17 protein-coding genes are annotated in these 18186 nt (G+C 63.8%); all 17 read left to right on the top strand.

Annotated features, from left to right (window positions below):
* The first annotated feature begins 25 nt into the window (after nucleotides 1–25).
* The 17 genes from RT131_RS08800 (at nucleotide 26) to RT131_RS08880 (ending at nucleotide 18055) form a co-directional block, all read left to right on the top strand.
* Nucleotides 26–775: a flagellar basal body rod protein FlgF gene (locus tag RT131_RS08800; protein ID WP_313172085.1), complete on the top strand. Its 750-nt coding sequence runs from the start codon at nucleotides 26–28 to the stop codon at nucleotides 773–775.
* A gap of 299 nt (nucleotides 776–1074) precedes the next feature.
* Nucleotides 1075–1860, top strand: coding sequence for a flagellar basal-body rod protein FlgG (flgG, locus tag RT131_RS08805; RefSeq protein ID WP_303746374.1), 786 nt, complete (start codon nucleotides 1075–1077; stop codon nucleotides 1858–1860).
* A 22-nt stretch (nucleotides 1861–1882) separates the two neighbouring features.
* Nucleotides 1883–2572 carry a flagellar basal body L-ring protein FlgH gene (flgH, locus tag RT131_RS08810; RefSeq protein ID WP_313172087.1) on the top strand — a complete coding sequence of 230 codons (690 nt, stop codon included), beginning with the start codon at nucleotides 1883–1885 and terminating at the stop codon, nucleotides 2570–2572.
* A gap of 26 nt (nucleotides 2573–2598) precedes the next feature.
* Nucleotides 2599–3696, top strand: coding sequence for a flagellar basal body P-ring protein FlgI (locus RT131_RS08815; protein WP_313172294.1), 1098 nt, complete (start codon nucleotides 2599–2601; stop codon nucleotides 3694–3696).
* A 1-nt stretch (nucleotide 3697) separates the two neighbouring features.
* Nucleotides 3698–4873 carry a flagellar assembly peptidoglycan hydrolase FlgJ gene (gene flgJ / locus RT131_RS08820; RefSeq protein WP_313172089.1) on the top strand — a complete coding sequence of 392 codons (1176 nt, stop codon included), beginning with the start codon at nucleotides 3698–3700 and terminating at the stop codon, nucleotides 4871–4873.
* 11 nt (nucleotides 4874–4884) lie between these two features.
* Nucleotides 4885–6762, top strand: a complete 1878-nt coding sequence (gene flgK, locus RT131_RS08825) for a flagellar hook-associated protein FlgK (protein WP_313172091.1) — start codon at nucleotides 4885–4887, stop codon at nucleotides 6760–6762.
* Nucleotides 6762–7964, top strand: a complete 1203-nt coding sequence (gene flgL / locus RT131_RS08830; protein ID WP_313172093.1) for a flagellar hook-associated protein FlgL — start codon at nucleotides 6762–6764, stop codon at nucleotides 7962–7964. The genes flgK and flgL overlap by 1 nt, the downstream gene beginning before the upstream one ends.
* A gap of 67 nt (nucleotides 7965–8031) precedes the next feature.
* Nucleotides 8032–9258: a flagellin gene (locus tag RT131_RS08835; protein ID WP_313172095.1), complete on the top strand. Its 1227-nt coding sequence runs from the start codon at nucleotides 8032–8034 to the stop codon at nucleotides 9256–9258.
* 351 nt (nucleotides 9259–9609) lie between these two features.
* A complete protein-coding gene (locus tag RT131_RS08840; RefSeq protein ID WP_313172097.1) occupies nucleotides 9610–10827 on the top strand; it encodes a flagellin in 1218 nt (405 codons plus the stop codon).
* A 229-nt stretch (nucleotides 10828–11056) separates the two neighbouring features.
* Nucleotides 11057–12415, top strand: a complete 1359-nt coding sequence (gene fliD, locus RT131_RS08845; RefSeq protein WP_313172099.1) for a flagellar filament capping protein FliD — start codon at nucleotides 11057–11059, stop codon at nucleotides 12413–12415.
* Between the two features lie 79 nt (nucleotides 12416–12494).
* Nucleotides 12495–12917 carry a flagellar export chaperone FliS gene (gene fliS / locus RT131_RS08850; RefSeq protein ID WP_313172101.1) on the top strand — a complete coding sequence of 141 codons (423 nt, stop codon included), beginning with the start codon at nucleotides 12495–12497 and terminating at the stop codon, nucleotides 12915–12917.
* Complete coding sequence (locus RT131_RS08855; protein ID WP_313172103.1) at nucleotides 12917–13228, top strand: hypothetical protein; 312 nt, start codon at nucleotides 12917–12919, stop codon at nucleotides 13226–13228. The genes fliS and RT131_RS08855 overlap by 1 nt, the downstream gene beginning before the upstream one ends.
* Nucleotides 13225–13794, top strand: a complete 570-nt coding sequence (locus RT131_RS08860; protein WP_313172105.1) for a PilZ domain-containing protein — start codon at nucleotides 13225–13227, stop codon at nucleotides 13792–13794. The genes RT131_RS08855 and RT131_RS08860 overlap by 4 nt, the downstream gene beginning before the upstream one ends.
* A 78-nt stretch (nucleotides 13795–13872) precedes the next feature.
* Nucleotides 13873–14505, top strand: a complete 633-nt coding sequence (locus RT131_RS08865) for a response regulator transcription factor (protein WP_313172296.1) — start codon at nucleotides 13873–13875, stop codon at nucleotides 14503–14505.
* Between the two features lie 262 nt (nucleotides 14506–14767).
* A complete protein-coding gene (rpoN, locus tag RT131_RS08870; protein WP_313172107.1) occupies nucleotides 14768–16177 on the top strand; it encodes an RNA polymerase factor sigma-54 in 1410 nt (469 codons plus the stop codon).
* Between the two features lie 14 nt (nucleotides 16178–16191).
* Nucleotides 16192–16572 carry a response regulator transcription factor gene (locus RT131_RS08875; protein WP_313172108.1) on the top strand — a complete coding sequence of 127 codons (381 nt, stop codon included), beginning with the start codon at nucleotides 16192–16194 and terminating at the stop codon, nucleotides 16570–16572.
* Complete coding sequence (locus tag RT131_RS08880) at nucleotides 16565–18055, top strand: sigma-54 dependent transcriptional regulator (protein WP_313172110.1); 1491 nt, start codon at nucleotides 16565–16567, stop codon at nucleotides 18053–18055. Before RT131_RS08875 ends, RT131_RS08880 begins: the two co-directional genes overlap by 8 nt.
* Nucleotides 18056–18186 lie beyond the last annotated feature (131 nt).

The raw sequence follows: 18186 nt of genomic DNA on the forward strand, positions 1-18186 counted from the left end.
ATCCCAACTGCCGAATCCCCGCCTTATGGACAAAGCCCTCTACGTTGCCATGACCGGTGCCCGCGCCTCGCTGCAGGCACAGGCCACCGTGTCGCACAACCTGGCCAACTCGGATACACCGGGCTTCAAGGAAGCACTGGCCAATACCGAGGCATTCCGCATCCAGGGGCCCGGGTTTCCGTCGCGGGTGGATGCCGTGCACGTGGATGCCGGTTTCAACCGTCGCGTTGGCGCGCAACAGATCACTGGCAATTCACTGGATCTGTCCTTGCAGCCAGGCAGCTGGCTGGCGGTGCAATCCAGCGACGGCACTGAGGCCTATACCCGCAGCGGTGCCCTGTCATTGACCCCGAACGGACAGTTGGTGACGGCCGAAGGCAACGCGGTTCTCGATGACAACGGCAATCCGATTGCCGTGCCACCCCATCAGGCCATGGAGATCGGCCACGACGGCACCTTGTCCATCATTCCGTTGGGCGAAGGCCCGCAGACGATGGCGATGATTGGCAGGTTGCGCGTCGTCGATGCACCCAACGAACGCCTGGAACGACGCCTCGATGGCTTGATGCGCAATACCGACCCCCAGCAACCCTTCGTGCAGCGCCAGGGCAAGGCACTGGATAGCGGCATGTTGGAATCGAGCAATGTGGATGCCGCCGGTGCACTGGTGCAGATGATCCAATTGCAGCGGCAGTTCGAGATGCAGGTGAAGGTCATCAAGCACGGCGATGAGAACGCCCGCAGTGCCAACAGCCTGTTGCGGCTGAACGGCTGATAGCAGGCACCCGCGCGTACGCAAGGTACGCGCCCTCACCTGCATCGACGAACGGCGGTGAGCTTCCCGCCCCTCCCCGACGCAGGATCCAACCCCTGCCTGCTCCTGTCGGTGCCCGCTGAGCGGGTCCCGGCGCACACCCATTTTCGCGATTGCAGTCGCGGCTACATCGCCGGCAGCAACCGCAACTCACCACCAACCGCACCGCGCCGACATTCCGTCGTCGCTTTTTGGCACAGCCCATGCATTGACACAGGCAAGGGCCAATCGGCCGGTAACAGTCACCAAGGAATCGCACCATGAATCAGGCATTGTGGGTCGCCAAGACCGGTTTGGATGCGCAACAGACACGCATGTCGGTTGTCTCCAACAACCTGGCCAACACCAATACCACCGGATTCAAACGTGATCGCGCCAGCTTCGAGGACCTGTTGTACCAACAGGTCCGTCAGCCCGGCGGCTCCTCCTCGGCACAGACGCAGCTTCCTACCGGTCTGCAGCTGGGTACCGGCGTACGCGTTGTCGCCACCTCGAAACACTTCGAACAAGGTAGTCAGCAGCAGACCGGTCGCGCGTTGGACGTGATGGCCAATGGCCGTGGCTTCTTCGAAGTGATGATGCCCGATGGCACCTCGGCCTATACCCGCGACGGCAGCTTCCAGATCAACGCCCAGGGTGAACTGGTAACCAACAGCGGCTACCCGGTGCAGCCCGGCATCCAGATTCCAGAGGGCGCGCAATCGTTGACCATCGGCACCGACGGCACCATCAGCGTGAAGATGGCTGGTGAAGCCGCCTCGGTGGAAATCGGCTCGTTGACGCTCACCGATTTCATCAACCCGGCAGGCCTGCAGGCCAAGGGCGAGAACCTGTACCTGGAAACCACCGCTTCGGGTCCCGCACAGAACGGCACGCCCGGCCTCAACGGTCTGGGCACGGTCGTGCAGGGCGCATTGGAAGGCAGCAACGTCAACGTGGTCGAAGAGCTGGTGTCGATGATCGAAACCCAGCGCGCCTACGAAATGAACGCCAAGGCCATCTCCACCACCGACTCGATGCTCGGCTACCTCAACAACAACGTCTGATTGGTCGCCAAGGGATACCGTCATGAGCAGCACCCTACTCCTGCGCCAACTTTCCATCGCCTTGTGCGCTGCCTTGATCGGCGGCTGCACGCTGGCCGGCGACGTGCGCCCCTATGCACCGATGGCGCCAATCCAGCCCATCGTCGTGCAGGCCGCCGCGCCAACCGCTGGTGCGATCTACGCCGCCGGCCCGGGCTTGAACCTATATGGCGACAGGCGCGCACGCGACGTCGGTGACCTGCTGACCATCACCCTGGTCGAGAACACCATGGCCACCACCACCGCCAGTACTGCGATCAGCAAGAAATCCAGCGTTGATGTCGGAACGCCAACCCTGTTTGGCGCACCGGTCACGCTGGGTGGGAAAGACATTCTTGGCGCCTCGGCATCGGCCGACCGTGATTTCGGCGGCAAGGGCAACAGCGCGCAGAGCAACCGCCTGCAGGGCAGCGTCACGGTCACCGTCATCCAGCGTCTGCCCAATGGCAACCTGGTGGTGCAGGGACAGAAAAACCTGCGCCTGAACCAGGGCGATGAGCTGGTACAGATCCAGGGTGTGGTGCGCGCAGCGGATATCGCGCCGGACAACACCATCGCCTCCAGCAAGGTCGCTGATGCGCGTATCGCCTATGGCGGTCGTGGCGCGGTAGCGCAGTCCAACGCGATGGGCTGGCTGGGCCGCTTCTTCAATTCAGCATTCGCGCTGTTCTGAGCACCGTGATGAAGACTTTCTCTTTCATGCGTCCTGTTGTGCTGGCAGCACTGCTGCTTGCCGCCGCCCTGCCCGCCCAGGCCGAGCGTATCAAGGACCTGGCGCAGGTGGGTGGTGTCCGCGGCAACGCCTTGGTGGGTTATGGCCTGGTTGTCGGTCTGGATGGCAGCGGTGACCGTACCAGCCAAGCCCCGTTCACCGTGCAGAGCCTGAAGAACCTGTTGGGCGAGTTGGGCGTCAATGTTCCGGCCAACGTCAACCCACAGTTGAAGAACGTTGCGGCGGTGGCGATCCACGCCGAGCTGCCGCCGTTCGCCAAGCCGGGCCAGACCATCGACATCACCGTGTCCTCGATCGGCAACGCCGTCTCCTTGCGCGGCGGCTCCTTGCTGATGGCCCCGTTGAAAGGCATCGACGGCCAGGTCTATGCCATCGCCCAGGGCAATCTGATCGTTGGCGGCTTTGGTGCCCAGGGCAAGGACGGCTCACGCGTCTCGGTGAACATTCCCAGCGCTGGCCGCATTCCCAACGGCGCCACGGTTGAACGTGCCCTGCCTGACGTCTTCGCTGGTGGTGGTGACATCACCTTGAACCTGCACCAGAACGACTTCACCACGGTCTCGCGAATGGTCAATGCGCTCAATGCCACCTTCGGCGAAGGTGCAGCGCGTGCAGTCGATGGTGGCACGGTTTCCGTACAGACACCGACTGATCCGGGCGCACGCATCGGCATGCTGGCACGCATCGAGAACGTCGAGTTGTCGCCAGGCGCGGCACCGGCGCGCATCGTGGTCAACTCGCGTACCGGCACCGTCGTCATCGGCGCGCAGGTGCGGGTCAGCCCGGCGGCGATCTCGCACGGTTCCTTGACGGTGACCGTCAGCGAATCGACCCAGGTCAGCCAACCCAATGCCTTCGGCGGCGGACAGACCGTCGCTACCCCACAGTCCACCATCACGGCCAGCAATGAAGGCAGCCGCATGTTCCGCTTCGACGGCGGTGCCACCCTGGATGAGATCGTGCGCGCGGTGAACGAAGTTGGCGCCGCGCCTGGTGATCTGATCGCCATCCTCGAGGCCCTCAAGCAGGCCGGCGCATTGACCGCCGACCTCGAGGTGATCTGACATGCGTATCGCCGCGCCCGCGCTGGAACTCAATCCCGTCATCGCCAATGACCCGGCGAAGATCGACAAGGTTGCACGCCAGCTGGAAGGCCAGTTCGCGCAGATGCTGGTCAAGAGCATGCGCGATGCCAGCTTTGGCGACTCGCTGTTTCCCGGCGAGAACCAGATGTTCCGCGAAATGTACGACCAGCGCATTGCCGAAGCGATGACGCGTGGCCGCGGACTGGGTTTGTCGGCAATGATCGCGCGGCAACTGGGAGGCACCGAGGGTACGACAGCGCCAACGGTTGATCCCAGCATCAAACCAGCGGCGGCCGTGCGCGCCTACCAGTTGGCCACTCCTGCTGCCAGCGGCCTGCCGCTTGGCGAGGATCCGTTGTCATCGCTGGATCTGCGTGATCAGTCCACCTATATGGCGCCACAGACGCAGGCACTGGATCTGATCGCCGGGCGCGACAGCAGCAGCTTCCACGCCTCCTTGAACAGCGCCAACCCCTATCAGGATGCCGCATCCGTCGAACCGTCCGCGGATTGGGCAATGGCCAATGACCGCTGGAGCAAGGTGTCGGCGGCGGAACGCGGCGATGCGATCAACACCGCCAGTGCCAATGTCGCCGCCGACAAGCTGGGCAAGCACACGCCGGAAGGTTTCGTCGCCAGCATCTGGCCCCACGCCGAGCGCGCCGCGCGCGAACTGGGCGTGGATCCGCGTGCATTGGTCGCCCAGGCGGCGCTGGAGACCGGCTGGGGCAAGCGTCACATCAAGCGCGACAACGGTGACAGCAGCCACAACCTGTTCGGCATCAAGGCCAATGGCTGGAGTGGCGAGCGCGCCACCACCGGCACCCACGAGTACGTCAATGGCCAGCGTCGCAACGAGGTCGCCAGCTTCCGTGCCTATGGGTCGATGGCGGAGAGCTTTGGCGATTACGTGCGCATGTTGAAGACCAGCCCTCGCTACCAGGCCGCGCTCAGCGCCGGCAGCGATGTGCGCAGTTTCGCCCAAGGCCTGCAGCGCGCCGGTTATGCCACCGATCCCTCGTATGCGGCCAAGATCGCCGCTATCGCCGCCGGCCCGACCATCCAACGCGCTGTCGCCGCCATCGGCAGCGCCAGCGCCGGTCTGAGCCAGACCTTTGCCAGCAACGCCGGTACCACCGGCATCACCCGACGTTGAGATAGCCGTCCATGTCTAATGTTCTTTCCACCGGCACCAGCGCGCTGATCGCCTTCCAACGGGCGCTGGCGACTGTCAGCCACAACGTCGCCAACATCAAGACTGACGGCTATAGCCGGCAGAAGGTGGACTTCGCCACGCGTGAACCCAGCGACGTGGGTTACGGCGATGTTGGCAACGGCACCAAGATCACCGACATCCGCCGCGTTGCCGACCAGTTGGCCATCTCACGGCTGCTCGACAGCAACGGCGAGCTGGCACGGCTGCAGCAGCTGTCCGGCATGGCCGACCGTGTAGATGCCCTGTTCTCGGACGCCGCCACCAACGTCACCGGCGTGTGGTCCAACTTCTTCGACGCGGTCAATGGCCTTGCGTCCAATGCGTCCGGTACCGCGGACCGCCGCGACGTGCTCGATAACGCCAGCACCCTGGTAAACCGCTTCAAGCAACTCAATGCCAACCTCGACGGCTTGAACAGCGAGGTCAACAACGGCTTGATCTCCGCCGCCACCGAAGTAAACCGGCTTGCGTCGGAGATCGCGCAGATCAATGGCGCCATCGGCAGCAACGCCGCTGCGGCCGCGCCGGACCTGCTGGATCGCCGTGACCAGCTGATCTCCAAGCTGGTTGCCTACACCGGCGGTACTGCGGTGATCCAGGACGGCGGGGTGATGAACGTCTATTCGGCGGGCGGCCAGGCCTTGGTCGTCGGCACCACGGCCTCGCAGATCACCACCGCCGCCGACCCGTATCAGCCCGAACGTCTGCGCCTCGCCATCAAGACCCAGGGCATGACCGTCAGCCTGGACAGCAAGGCGCTTGGCGGGCAGATCGGGGGCCTGCTGGAGTTCCGTGAGACCGTGCTGACCCCGGCACAAGCCGAACTCGGCCGCATCGCGGTCGGCATGGCGCAGTCCTTCAACCAGGCCCATGCCGAAGGCATGGATCTGTATGGCGACATGGGGGGCAACTTCTTCAATCTCGGAGCTCCGAAGATTTCCGCGCACAGCGGCAATACCGGCGGCGCCACCCTCACTGCAAGTTATGGTGACCTGGCGGCGCTGGACGGACAGAACCTGCTGCTGAAGTTCGACGGTACCAACTGGCAGGCCAGCCGCGCCGATACCGGCGTATCCGTGCCCATGACCGGTACCGGCACCGCCGCCGACCCGTTCGTGGTCAATGGCGTTCAGTTCGTCGTGGGCGGCACACCCGCGACCAATGACCGCTTCCTGCTGCAACCCACCGCAGGTGCCACCAATGACCTGTCGGTGGCGATCACCGATCCTTCGCGCATTGCCGCTGCCAACCCGGTCAAGGGCACCGCCGTGCTCGCCAACACCGGTACCGGCGTGCTCGGCAAATTGGATGTTCTGGATGCAGGCAACCCTGCCCTGCTCAATCCGGCGGCGATCGAGTTCATCGACGCCAACAACTACACCATCGATGGCGCCGGCCCGTTTGCCTATACGCCCGGCCAGACCATCAGCGCCAACGGCTGGAGTGTCGTGCTCGATGGCAAGCCGGCCGCCGGCGACCGCTTCGATATCGGCAAGACCGCTGCCGGCTCCAGTGACAACGGCAACGCCTCGCGGCTCGCCAATGTCGAAGAAGCCAAGGCTTTCAACGGTGGCACCGTCACCTTGAACGGCGCGCTGGGTGGGCTGACCACGCAGATCGGCTCCGCAGCCCGTGCCGCCGACTACTCGCTGCAGGCACAGCAGGTGATCAACGACAACGCCAAGGCCTCACGCGACTCGATCTCGGGCGTGAACCTTGATGAGGAAGCGGCGGACATGCTCCGGCTGCAGCAGGCCTATCAGGCCGCGTCGCAGCTGATATCCACCGCCGACACCATGTTCCAGACGATTTTGAAGGCGGTGGGCTGATGAGCAACCGAATTTCCAGCAACATGATGTACGACCAATCGGTCGCGCTGATGCTGTCCAAGCAGAGCAAGATGAATCATCTTGAGCAGCAGCTGGCCACCGGCAAGAAGATCGTCACCGCCAAGGATGATCCCGTTGCTTCCGGTACGGCCGTGGGCCTGGATCGCGTTCTTGCCGAGCTCGAACAGCTCGGCAAGAACGCCAACGGCGCGCAGAACCGGCTGGGCCTGCAGGAAAACACCTTGGCGCAGGCCAACGAGCTGCTGGCACGGGTATCGGAATTGACCGTGCAGGCCAACAATGCCGCGCTGTCGGCGGAGGACCGCAAGACGGTTTCGGCCGAACTGCAATCGATCAAGGACCAGATGCTGGCCTTGGCCAATACCACCGACGGCAACGGTCGCTATCTGTTTGGCGGCGCTGCCGACGGCGCCGCGCCGTTCACCCTGGCCAATGGCACGGTCACCTATAACGGCGATCAGATCCAGCGCCAGGTCGAAGTTGCGCCAGGCATGTTCGTCAAGGACGCCCTGCCTGGCAGCGAGGTGTTCCTGCGCATCCGCACCGGTGATGGCACGGTCGACGCGGCGGCGGTCGCCGGCAATACCGGCAAGGCAGTCCTGACCGACATCAGCCGCGATGGTTCCGGCAGCTGGAACGGGGACAGCTACACGTTGCGCTTCACCGCCGCAGACACCTATGAAGTGGTGGATGCCAGCAACACCGTGGTCGGCACCGGCACCTACAAGACCGGCGAGGACATCGTCTTCCAGGGGCTGCGGGTGCGCATTGAAGGCACCCCCGCCGCCGGTGACGCGTTCAGCGCCGGACAGGCCGGCACCCGCGATGTCTTCAGCACGATCGACCAACTGGTGCAGACGCTGCAGATGGACACCTCCACCGAAGCCGGCCGAACCGCGCAACAGAACGCCCTGCAGGCCAGCATGCGTGATGTTGCACGCGCATCGGGCAGCCTGATCGACGCGCGTGCAGCCGGTGGTGCACAACTGAAATCCATCGACGATGCGGCATCGCTGCGCGAGGCCAGCAGCATCACCCTGGAAAGCTCACTGTCGCATTTACGCGACCTCAACTATGCCGAAGCCATCGGGCAGTACCAGCTCGAAGGCGCGGCTTTGCAGGCGGCACAGACCATCTTCACCCAGATGCAGTCCATGTCGTTGTTCAACATGATCCGCTGATTCCGCAACCCGCACCGCTTCCGCCTCCTCACACGCAGTACGTCACCGAACACAACGGAGAAGTCCCATGGCACAAGTCATCAACACCAACATCATGTCGCTGAACGCTCAGCGCAACTTGAACACCAGCGGCAGCAGCCTGGCGACATCCATCCAGCGCCTGTCTTCGGGCCTGCGCATCAACAGCGCCAAGGACGATGCCGCCGGCCTGGCCATTTCCGAGCGTTTCAGCACCCAGATCCGTGGCCTGGACGTCGCCGTCCGCAACGCCAACGACGGCATCTCGCTGGCCCAGACCGCCGAAGGCGCAATGGTCGAGATCGGCAACAACCTGCAGCGCATCCGCGAACTGGCCGTGCAATCGTCCAACGCCACCAACTCGCCCAGCGACCGTGAAGCGCTGAACGCCGAAGTCGACCAGCTGCTGTCGGAGATCGACCGCGTCGCCAACCAGACCGGCTTCAACGGCACCAAGCTGCTCGACGGCAGCTTCACCGGCGCCCTGTTCCAGGTCGGTGCCAACTCGGGCCAGACCATCGGCATCAACGCCATCGTCGATGCCAACATCGACACCCTGGGCAAGGCAGGCTTCGCCGACAACGTGAGCGGCGCCGGCATTGGCGGCACCGCGGCGACCGCCTCCGGCTCGATCAGCGGCATCACCGTCAGTGTCACCCCGGCCGGTGCCGCCGCCGCAAGCCAGATCAAGCTGGATGACATCAAGATCGAAGTCGGCGACGACGCTGCCGCCGTGCAGAAGAAGGTTGCCCAGGCATTCAACAACAAGCTGGACCAGACCGGCGTGTACGCCACCATCGAAGCCGGTGAACTGAAGCTCACCTCGGTGAAGGCTGGCCAGGACTTCGGCGGCGTCACCAACGGCACCCTGACGGGCGGCACCGGCATCACCGTCTCGCTGGCAGCGGATCTGGGCGCGACCACGGCCGCGGCAGGCGTGGCAGCCAACGGCGGCGGCACCCGTCACATGGAAGACCTGGACATCTCCGATTTCGCTGGTTCGCAGCGGGCAATTGAAATCGTCGACAAGGCACTGACGGCCGTCAGCAGCTCGCGTGCGGAGATGGGTGCCATCCAGAACCGCTTCACCTCCACCATCGCCAACCTGGCCACCACCTCGGAAAACCTGTCGGCTTCCCGCAGCCGTATCCGTGATGCGGACTACGCCAAGGAAACCGCCGAGATGACCCGTACCCAGATCCTGCAGCAGGCCGGTACGGCCATGCTGGCCCAGGCCAACCAGGTGCCGCAGAACGTGCTCAGCCTGCTGAAGTAAGCCAGCGCCACGTGGTCAAACAAAAACCCCGGCTTGCCGGGGTTTTTTATTCCTGATTTTTGTGGGAGCGGCGTAAGCCACGATCCCCGAACATCATCGGTTCGCAAATCCCGCCGGCCTTCGATACCACCTGCTCCGCTACTCCCGCCGTTCCCATAAACGGGTTCTGACTGCCTCCAGCGTTGGAGAGCGATATTTGTCAATCAGATCTTACGGAAGCCCTAAAGCGCAGGAGGGTGCTGCCGTTATTGATATCAGCAGCGGTACTGCGGCCCCTACGGCACTTCCCACTGCACCCAGTACCGGTCAGGTTGAGCTGCCGGATCAAACGACAAAAAGGAATCCGAAATCATGGCACAAGTCATCAACACCAACATCATGTCGCTCAATGCTCAGCGCAACCTGAACACGAGCGGCAGCAGCCTGGCCACCTCGATCCAGCGCCTGTCTTCGGGCCTGCGCATCAACAGCGCCAAGGACGATGCCGCAGGTCTGGCCATTTCCGAGCGCTTCACCACCCAGATCCGCGGTCTGGACGTTGCCACCCGCAACGCCAACGACGGTATCTCGCTGGCCCAGACCGCCGAAGGCGCGATGGTCGAAATCGGCAACAACCTGCAGCGTATCCGCGAGCTGGCCGTGCAGTCGTCCAACGCCACCAACTCCCCGACCGACCGTGAAGCGCTGAACTCGGAAGTCAACCAGCTGCTGAAGGAAATCGACCGCGTTTCCAACCAGACCAACTTCAACGGCACCAAGCTGCTGGACGGCAGCTTCTCCGGCGCCCTGTTCCAGGTCGGCGCTGATTCGGGCCAGACCATCGGCATCAACAGCATCGTCGATGCCAAGACCACCAGCCTGGGCACGATGAACTTCGCTGTCGACACCACGGCCGTCAACGTTGTTGCTTCCGGCGCCGCTGCGACCGCTGCCGGCAATGTCAGCGGTATCACCATCTCGGTGACCGGCACCGGCGCAGGCGCCTCTGCCAAGACCGTCAACATTGACACCGTCAAGTACGAATCCGGTGATTCGACCCTGTCGATCAACAAGAAGATCGCCTCGGCCATCAACGACAAGATGGACCAGACCGGTGTTTACGCCAAGATCGACGACACCAACGGTGCGATCACGCTGCAGTCGGTCAAGGGCAACCAGTTCACCTCGGCCATGAGCCTGGGCACCATCAGCGGTGGCGGCCTGACTGCCGGCACGGCGTTCACTGCCCAAACCGCAGCCAACGTCAATGACGCCAAGAACGCCAGCAAGCTGGATATCTCGAGCTTCGCCGGTTCGCAGAAGGCCCTGGAAATCGTCGACAAGGCACTGACCGCGGTCAACAGCTCGCGTGCCGACATGGGTGCGATCCAGAACCGCTTCAGCTCCACCATCTCCAACCTGTCGACCACCTCGGAAAACCTGTCCGCCTCGCGCAGCCGCATCCGTGATGCCGACTACGCCAAGGAAACCGCCGAGCTGACCCGCAACCAGATCCTGCAGCAGGCCGGTACCGCCATGCTGTCGCAGGCCAACAGCTCCACCCAGAACGTGCTGAGCCTGCTGGGCTAAGCAACCTGCAGGGCCGGTGGACCGGCTCCAGAGGTGACGTTTCCAGAACCCCCGCTCTCAGGCGGGGGTTCTGCGTTTGCTGTAATTGCCGGCCGCGACCGGGCAGTTTCGGCACACCGCTTGCATGGTCAGCACGGCAACCATCGCCGACTGCCTAAAGTTGCTGGGCAGGCGTGCCGATACAAGGGATAGCTGCACAGGCGTCCCACAGCCTAGACCAAGGAAACACATGGCCACCTCCTCTCTCGCTGCTGTTGGCTCCGGCCTCGACATCCCCACCATCGTCGCCAAGCTGGTGGCTGCCGAGCGCAAACCTGCCGACAACCGCATCAACTCCCAGGGTACGGCGGCCACCGCCAAGCTGTCGGCGTTGGGCAACATCAAGAGCTCGTTGAGCGGCTTGCAGTCCTCACTGGAGGCCATGGTCAAGAGTGCCGATATCCGCGCCTACAAGGCCACGGTACCGGAGGGTGCAGGCTTCAGCACCAACATCATCACCGATCCAAGCACCGGCAAGACCCTGGCGACAGCGGGCACCTACAATGTCGAAGTACTCAGCCTGGCAACCACCCAGAAGCTGAGCTCCGGCGCGTTTGCTGCCGATGCGCCGGTGGGCGACGGAAAGCTGACGTTTGCGTGGGACGACCAGACCCTCGACGTGGATATTGCCGAGGGGGCGACGCTGACCGAGATCGCCGCCGCCATCAACTCGGCCGCAAACGGCAAGGGCGTCAACGCCACCATCATTACCGCAAGCGATGGCCAGCATCTGGTGATGAATGCGGTCAATGCCGGCACCGAGGGTGCGCTGAAGGTCAGCGCCAGCGGCGGCAATGGCGGTCTGTCGGCGTTGACCTGGGATGGCAGTGCCGGTGGCATGGCCCAGACCACCGCCGCCACCAATGCCAAGGTCCGCGTGGATGGCTTCGAGCGGGAATCCAGCAGCAATTCCATTACCGACATCATTCCCGGCGTCACCCTCAACCTGAGCAAGGCTGAGGTCGGCACCACCCGCACGCTGACTGTGGCGCAGGACAACTCGCCGCTGAAGATCAACCTGCAGGCGTTCATCAGCGCCTACAACGCAACCACCAGCCTGCTGAAAAGCTCGACCAGTTACGACGCCACCAACAACAAGGCGTCCACGCTGACCGGCGATTCCATGATCCGCGGACTGCAGCAGCAGATGCGCAGCCAACTCAGCGCAAATGTTGTTGATCTGAAGGCACTTGGGGTGGCGATCAACAAGGACGGCACGCTCAGCTTCAGCAGCACCACCTTCGACAAGACCGTGGCGGAGAATCCGGGCGCCGCGCAGGCCCTGCTGGGCAGCAAGGGCAGCCTGTCCAGCGGCGTGACCAGCATGCTCAAGAGCAATCTGGACAGCCAGGGCACCCTTACCCTGCGTACCGACTCGCTGAACAAGCAGATCAAGAAGCTTGAATCGGACCTGGATGCGCTCGATGCGCGCATGGAGAAGGTAGCTGAGCGTTACACCAAGCAGTTCACTGCAATGGACACCCTGGTTGCACAGATGCAGAGCACCAGCAACTACCTTGCGCAGCAGCTGGCAGCCAAGTCCAAGTAATCGCGATACCGCGACAATCACCCACCCCGGCCGCCATGCCCAACGCACATGGCGACCGACAACAAGGAGTCCCATCCACATGTACGGTGCCAACCGCCACTATGCCGAGCAATACCGCAAGGTCGGCGTTTCCAGCCGTGTCGTCGATGCGGACCCCCATCGCCTGGTCGCCCTGCTGCTCGAGGGCGCCGGTGAGCGCATCCGCCGCGCGGAGGCCTGCCTGGCCAGCGGTGACCAGGCCTTGAAGGGCAAGGCCATCGGCGAAGCCTGTGCCATCATTGGTCACCTCAACGGCTCCCTGGACCATGAGGCCGGTGGCGATGTCGCCAGCAATCTGTCGGCACTGTACGAGTACGTATTGCACCGCTTGACCGAAGGCAATCTGAACAATGACGCCAACGCCCTGCAGGAGTCCTTGGCACTCATGAGTGAGATCGAATCCGCCTGGAACGCGATCCCGTCCGAACAACGCGCCATGCCGGCGGCCACGGGAGCGCGCTGATGACCGATACCGCCAGCCAGATGCTTCAGGCCCTGCATGCGGATCTGGACGCACTGAAGAACGCCATCAACGCCGAGGATCATGCTGCCGCCGAACAGATCGTCGCCACCCACGATCAGCGCCTGCGCAGTTACATCCAGGACAACGGTGCAGCCGGCAGTGCCGATGCGCTGCAGGCGCTGCTGGCACAACAGCATGCAGTGGCTGACAGGATGCGCGAGCTGCGTGACGAGGCTGCCCTGCACCTGCGCGCCGAACGTCAATCCACGCGTGCCGCCAGCGCGTATCTCCAGGCCGGAACGCTGGCATGAACACCCCCGGCATCACTCATCCTGCAGAAACCGAGCTGTTCGACGACACGCTCAGTTGTGAGCTGTCGCTGCCAGTGATGTTTGAAGCCAATGCCCGGATCACCCGCCCGGGCAGCGCCGAGATGCTCCTGCGCAGCGTCGCGCTGGTGGAAGATGCGCGAAATCTGGATGACAGCGACGAGCGTGGCGACAACAGCCAGCAACTGCAGCGGCTGGAGGCACGCCTGGACCTGACCCTGGTTCTGTTGGGGCGCCTGCTGCAACGCGAACTGCCGTCCGTGACCGCCAGCCAGCTGCGCTGGTCACGCCTGGGCCTGCGGCTGCAGCGTGACCAACTGGGCGGCTTCGCCCCGGGTACCGAGGGCGTGGTCAGCCTGCAGCCTGCTGAATGGCTGCCCGACACCATCGAACTACCGGTTCTTGTCGTGGCCGAGGCACAGACGGCGCAAGGTGTGCAGTTGTGGCTGCGCCTGCATACGCAGAATGATGCGTTGCTGGCAGCGGTTGAACGTCACCTGTTCCGCCTGCATCGCAAGCAGATTGCAGATAGTCGCCGCAACCGATGACCTCGTTGCGACTTTGTGCTCTGGCGCCAGGGTCGCCGCTCCGCTAAGGTGCAGCCTTCTGATATGACCCGGGGTCCTGTGCGCCTTCTTATTGTCGACGACCACACCCTGGTCCGTGCCGGGCTCACCCGCCTGCTGCAGACATTCGACGGGATCCAGGTGGTGGCCGAGGCCAGCAATGCCGAGCAGGCGCTGGAAATGGCATTGTTCCACGTTCCGGACCTGATCCTGCTGGACCTGTCCCTGCCCGGTCGTTCGGGTCTCGAAGCGCTGAGCGATATCCGCCAGCGGCTGCCGCACGCGCGCGCGGTGATGATGTCCATGCACGACGATGCGGCACATGTGCGCGATGCGCTGGACCGTGGTGCGGTTGGCTTTCTGGTCAAGGATGCTGCGCCGGCTGAACTGGAACTGGCGCTGCGCGCGGCCCACGCCGGCCAGGTTTTCCTGAGCCCGCAGATTTCGGCGAAGATGCTTGCGCCCTTGATGGGCAAGGAGCGCGCGACCGGCATCGGCAGCTTGTCGCCACGGCAGAAGCAGATCCTGCGCCGTCTTGGCACCGGCCAGACCACCAAGGAAATCGCGGCCGATCTTGGCATCAGCATCAAGACGGTGGAAACCCATCGGGCACGAATGATGGAATCGCTGGGCTGTCGGCGCGCCAACGACCTGCTCCTGCTCGCATTGCGCCACGAAAATGACCTTACCTGACGCCACAGCCGCGCTAAAAGCCCGACTGCGTCACGAAATCGGAAATCCGTCGCCTTACGCACGGATTCAATTAAAATCAATGGCTTACATAATTCTCGTGCAAAAGGCGCGTCAATAAATCGGCACAATGTAGGGGTATCACCTACAGCACGTAGGGCGGCCATCGACAGCTATAGGGTCAGCACCTATTACCGCCCCGACATGAAGCACGCAAGATGCGTTCCACAACGCGCCCATCGACCGGGGCGCACCGGGGAAACGCATGAAAGCCGCACTGTCTGCCCAGCTGGGCCAGCAACTCCATCTCACGCCCGCACTGCTGCAATCGATTCGACTGCTGCAGCTCAACGGCATGCAGTTGGAACAAGAAGTCCGCCAGGCCCTGGAGAGCAACCCACTGCTGGAGCTGCAGGAGCAGGCGGAAGACGCGCCGGTAGCGACCGACACCGACGCTGCGCAGACCGAGATCGCGGCGTTTGACGAACTCCCCGAAAGTACGCTTTGGGATGTGCCGGGCGCCAGCTGGAATGCCGATGACGAAGACCGCATGGCCCGCGTTGCCGCCGGCGAGTCCAGCGATCCGCAGCTGCGTATCCTCAATGCCCTCGCCTACGAGTTGAACGATGCCGATCTGGCCGTTGTCAGCTTCTGGCTGGAGCATTGCGATGAAGCCGGCTACCTGCAGGCACCACTGGCCCAGTTGACGCAGCTGGCCAGTGCCCGCCTGGACCGTACGAGCACCGATGTTGAACGCCTGCGCCAGCGCTTGCTGCAGGGCGAACCGGCCGGCATGGCAGCGGTGGACCTGCGCGAATGCCTGCAGGCCCAGCTCTCCGCCCTGCCCGGCCGGGTTGCGGCCCGCCATCTGGCGCAGCGCCTGCTCGACGCCGATATGCAGCTGCTGGCAAGTCACGACTACCCTGCCCTGGCCCGCGCCCTGGATGTCGATGTTGCCGACGTCCATGAAGCGTTCCGCCTGGTGTTGTCGCTGCAGCCCCGTCCCGGCGACTGCCTGCTGCCGCAGCAGGAGCTGGCGGTGATCCCGGATGTGGTCGCCTGGCACGCCGATGGCCAATGGCGCGTCGCGTTGAACCCTGCAACCACGCCGCGGTTGGCGATCAACAGCAGCTACGAACGCGTGGTCGCCGACAGCAATGGCGAGGCAGCCCAGCCGCTGCGCGAAATGCTGCAGGAAGCACGCTGGCTGACCCGCGGCCTGTCGATGCGCTATGACACCCTGCTGCGCACCGCACGGGTCATCATCGAGCGCCAGGCCGCGTTCCTGGTCAACGGCGACGAGTCGATGGCGCCACTGACCCTGAAGGAAGTGGCCGACCTGATCGGCATGCACGAATCCACCGTTTCGCGCATCACCTCGGGCAAGTACCTGCAGACACCGCGCGGCACGTTTGAACTGAAGCATTTCTTCGCGGTGCGCCTGGAAGGCGCCAGCGTCTCCGGCCAGGCGGTCAAGGCCATGGTCAAGCGCCTGATCGACGCCGAACCGGCCGCCCGCCCGCTTGCCGACGAGGCCATTGCCGGCCTGTTGTCGCGACAAGGAGTGAACATCGCACGCCGGACCGTCGCAAAATACCGCGAACAGCTTGATATCGCCCCCGCCCGCGAACGTCGCCGGCAGAGCAGCAAGCCCCAGCTGGCCCGTGTGGGCTGAGACCAAGGATCCCCATGAACAAGCTCACCGTAGTGCTGGTCGACGACCACGAAGGCTTCATCAACGCCGCCATGCGTCACTTCCGCAAGATCGACTGGCTGGAAGTGGTAGGCAGCGCCGCCAACGGCCTGGAAGCCATTGAACGTTCCGAGACACTGCGCCCACAAGTGGTGCTGATGGATCTGGCGATGCCGGAAATGGGCGGCCTGCAGGCCACGCGACTGATCAAGACCCAGGACCAGCCGCCCTACATCGTGATCGCCAGTCACTTCGACGACGCCGAACACCGTGAACATGCACTGCGCGCCGGTGCCGATAACTTTGTCAGCAAACTGTCCTACATCCAGGAAGTCATGCCGATCCTGGAAGGGCTGAAGGTACAAGAAGATGAGTGAGTCCCGCATCCTGGTGATCGATGCCGACGGCATGCGCGCCGAGCGCACCTTGGCCCTGCTGGAGTTCATGGACTTCAACCCGCGCTGGGTCAGCGAGGCACAGGACATCGACGTCAGCCGGCACCGCAGCAATGACTGGATGGCCGTGGTGGTTGGCACGCTTGAAGATGCCGACCGCGCCGCCGGCTTCTTCACCTGGCTGGCCGGCACATCGCTGCCACCGCCGATCCTGCTGGCCGAAGGCGATCCGTTGGCGTTCTCCCGTCACTACGGCCTGCACGAAGCCAACGTCTGGCCGCTGGAACAGCCGATGCGCCATGCGCAGATGGAAGCGCTGCTGCGCCGCGCCAGCCTGAAGCGACTGGATGCCGAACACCAGGCCGACAATGCCGGCGACAACGGTCCGACCGGGCACAGCCCGGCCGTCACCGAGCTGCGCCAGCTGATCGAGCAGGTCTCCAATTTCGATACCACCGTACTGGTGCTGGGCGAATCCGGCACCGGCAAGGAAGTCGTGTCACGTGCCATCCACCAGCGCTCGCCGCGCCGCGACGGTCCGTTCATTGCCATCAACTGTGGTGCGATTCCACCGGATCTGCTCGAGAGCGAATTGTTCGGCCATGAGAAGGGTGCCTTCACCGGTGCGCTGAGCGCACGCAAGGGGCGCTTTGAAATGGCCGAAGGCGGCACGCTGCTGCTGGACGAAATAGGCGACATGAGCCTGCCTATGCAGGTAAAGCTGCTGCGCGTGCTGCAGGAACGCAGCTTCGAGCGCGTCGGCGGCAACCAGACCATCCGCTGCAACGTCCGCGTCATTGCCGCGACCCATCGTGATCTCGAGTCCCGTATCACCGATGGCAAGTTCCGCGAGGATCTGTTCTACCGCCTCAACGTGTTCCCGATCGAAGTCCCCGCGCTGCGGGAGCGCGCCAGCGATCTGCCGATGCTGGTGGAAACCATCGCCACCCAGCTCGCCCGCACCGGCCGTGGCGAGGTTCGCTTCGCTCAGGAGGCCTTGCAGGCGCTTGCCAGCTACAACTGGCCGGGCAACGTGCGTGAGCTGACCAACCTGGTTGAACGCCTGGCTGTACTGCATCCGGGTGGAATCGTTCGCGTGCAGGACCTGCCCAGTCGCTATCGCGGCGACCAGGCCAATCTTGCAACGGCTGCGAACCATGATGACGAACGTCCGATGCTGCTTGGAAAGGCAGCGGCAGCCCCCGCACAACCGGCCAATGCGGCCACCGGCCTCATCAACAAGATCGCCGCGGCCGACAACGGCAACCAGTTGCCCAGCGAAGGCCTGGACCTGCGCGACCATATGGCCAGCATCGAGCTGACCCTGATCAACGAAGCGCTTGAGCGCACCCAGGGCGTGGTTGCCCATGCCGCCCAACTGCTTGGCCTGCGCCGGACCACGCTGGTGGAAAAGCTGCGCAAGTACGGTATCGAGCGTGATTCGGTCGAAGCCACCGGCCACTAGGTAAACGCAGCCGGCGAAGCCCTCGCCGGCCCACCACTCCGCCGCGCGAAGCGATGCACTCTTACGTGCGTCGGTGATGCTGGCTGCCTCTTCCACGGCACGAATCTTGCACCTTCCGCCCTGTCACTCAT

Origin of the sequence: Stenotrophomonas sp., from assembly GCF_032066555.1 — a bacterium.
Taxonomy (GTDB): domain Bacteria; phylum Pseudomonadota; class Gammaproteobacteria; order Xanthomonadales; family Xanthomonadaceae; genus Stenotrophomonas.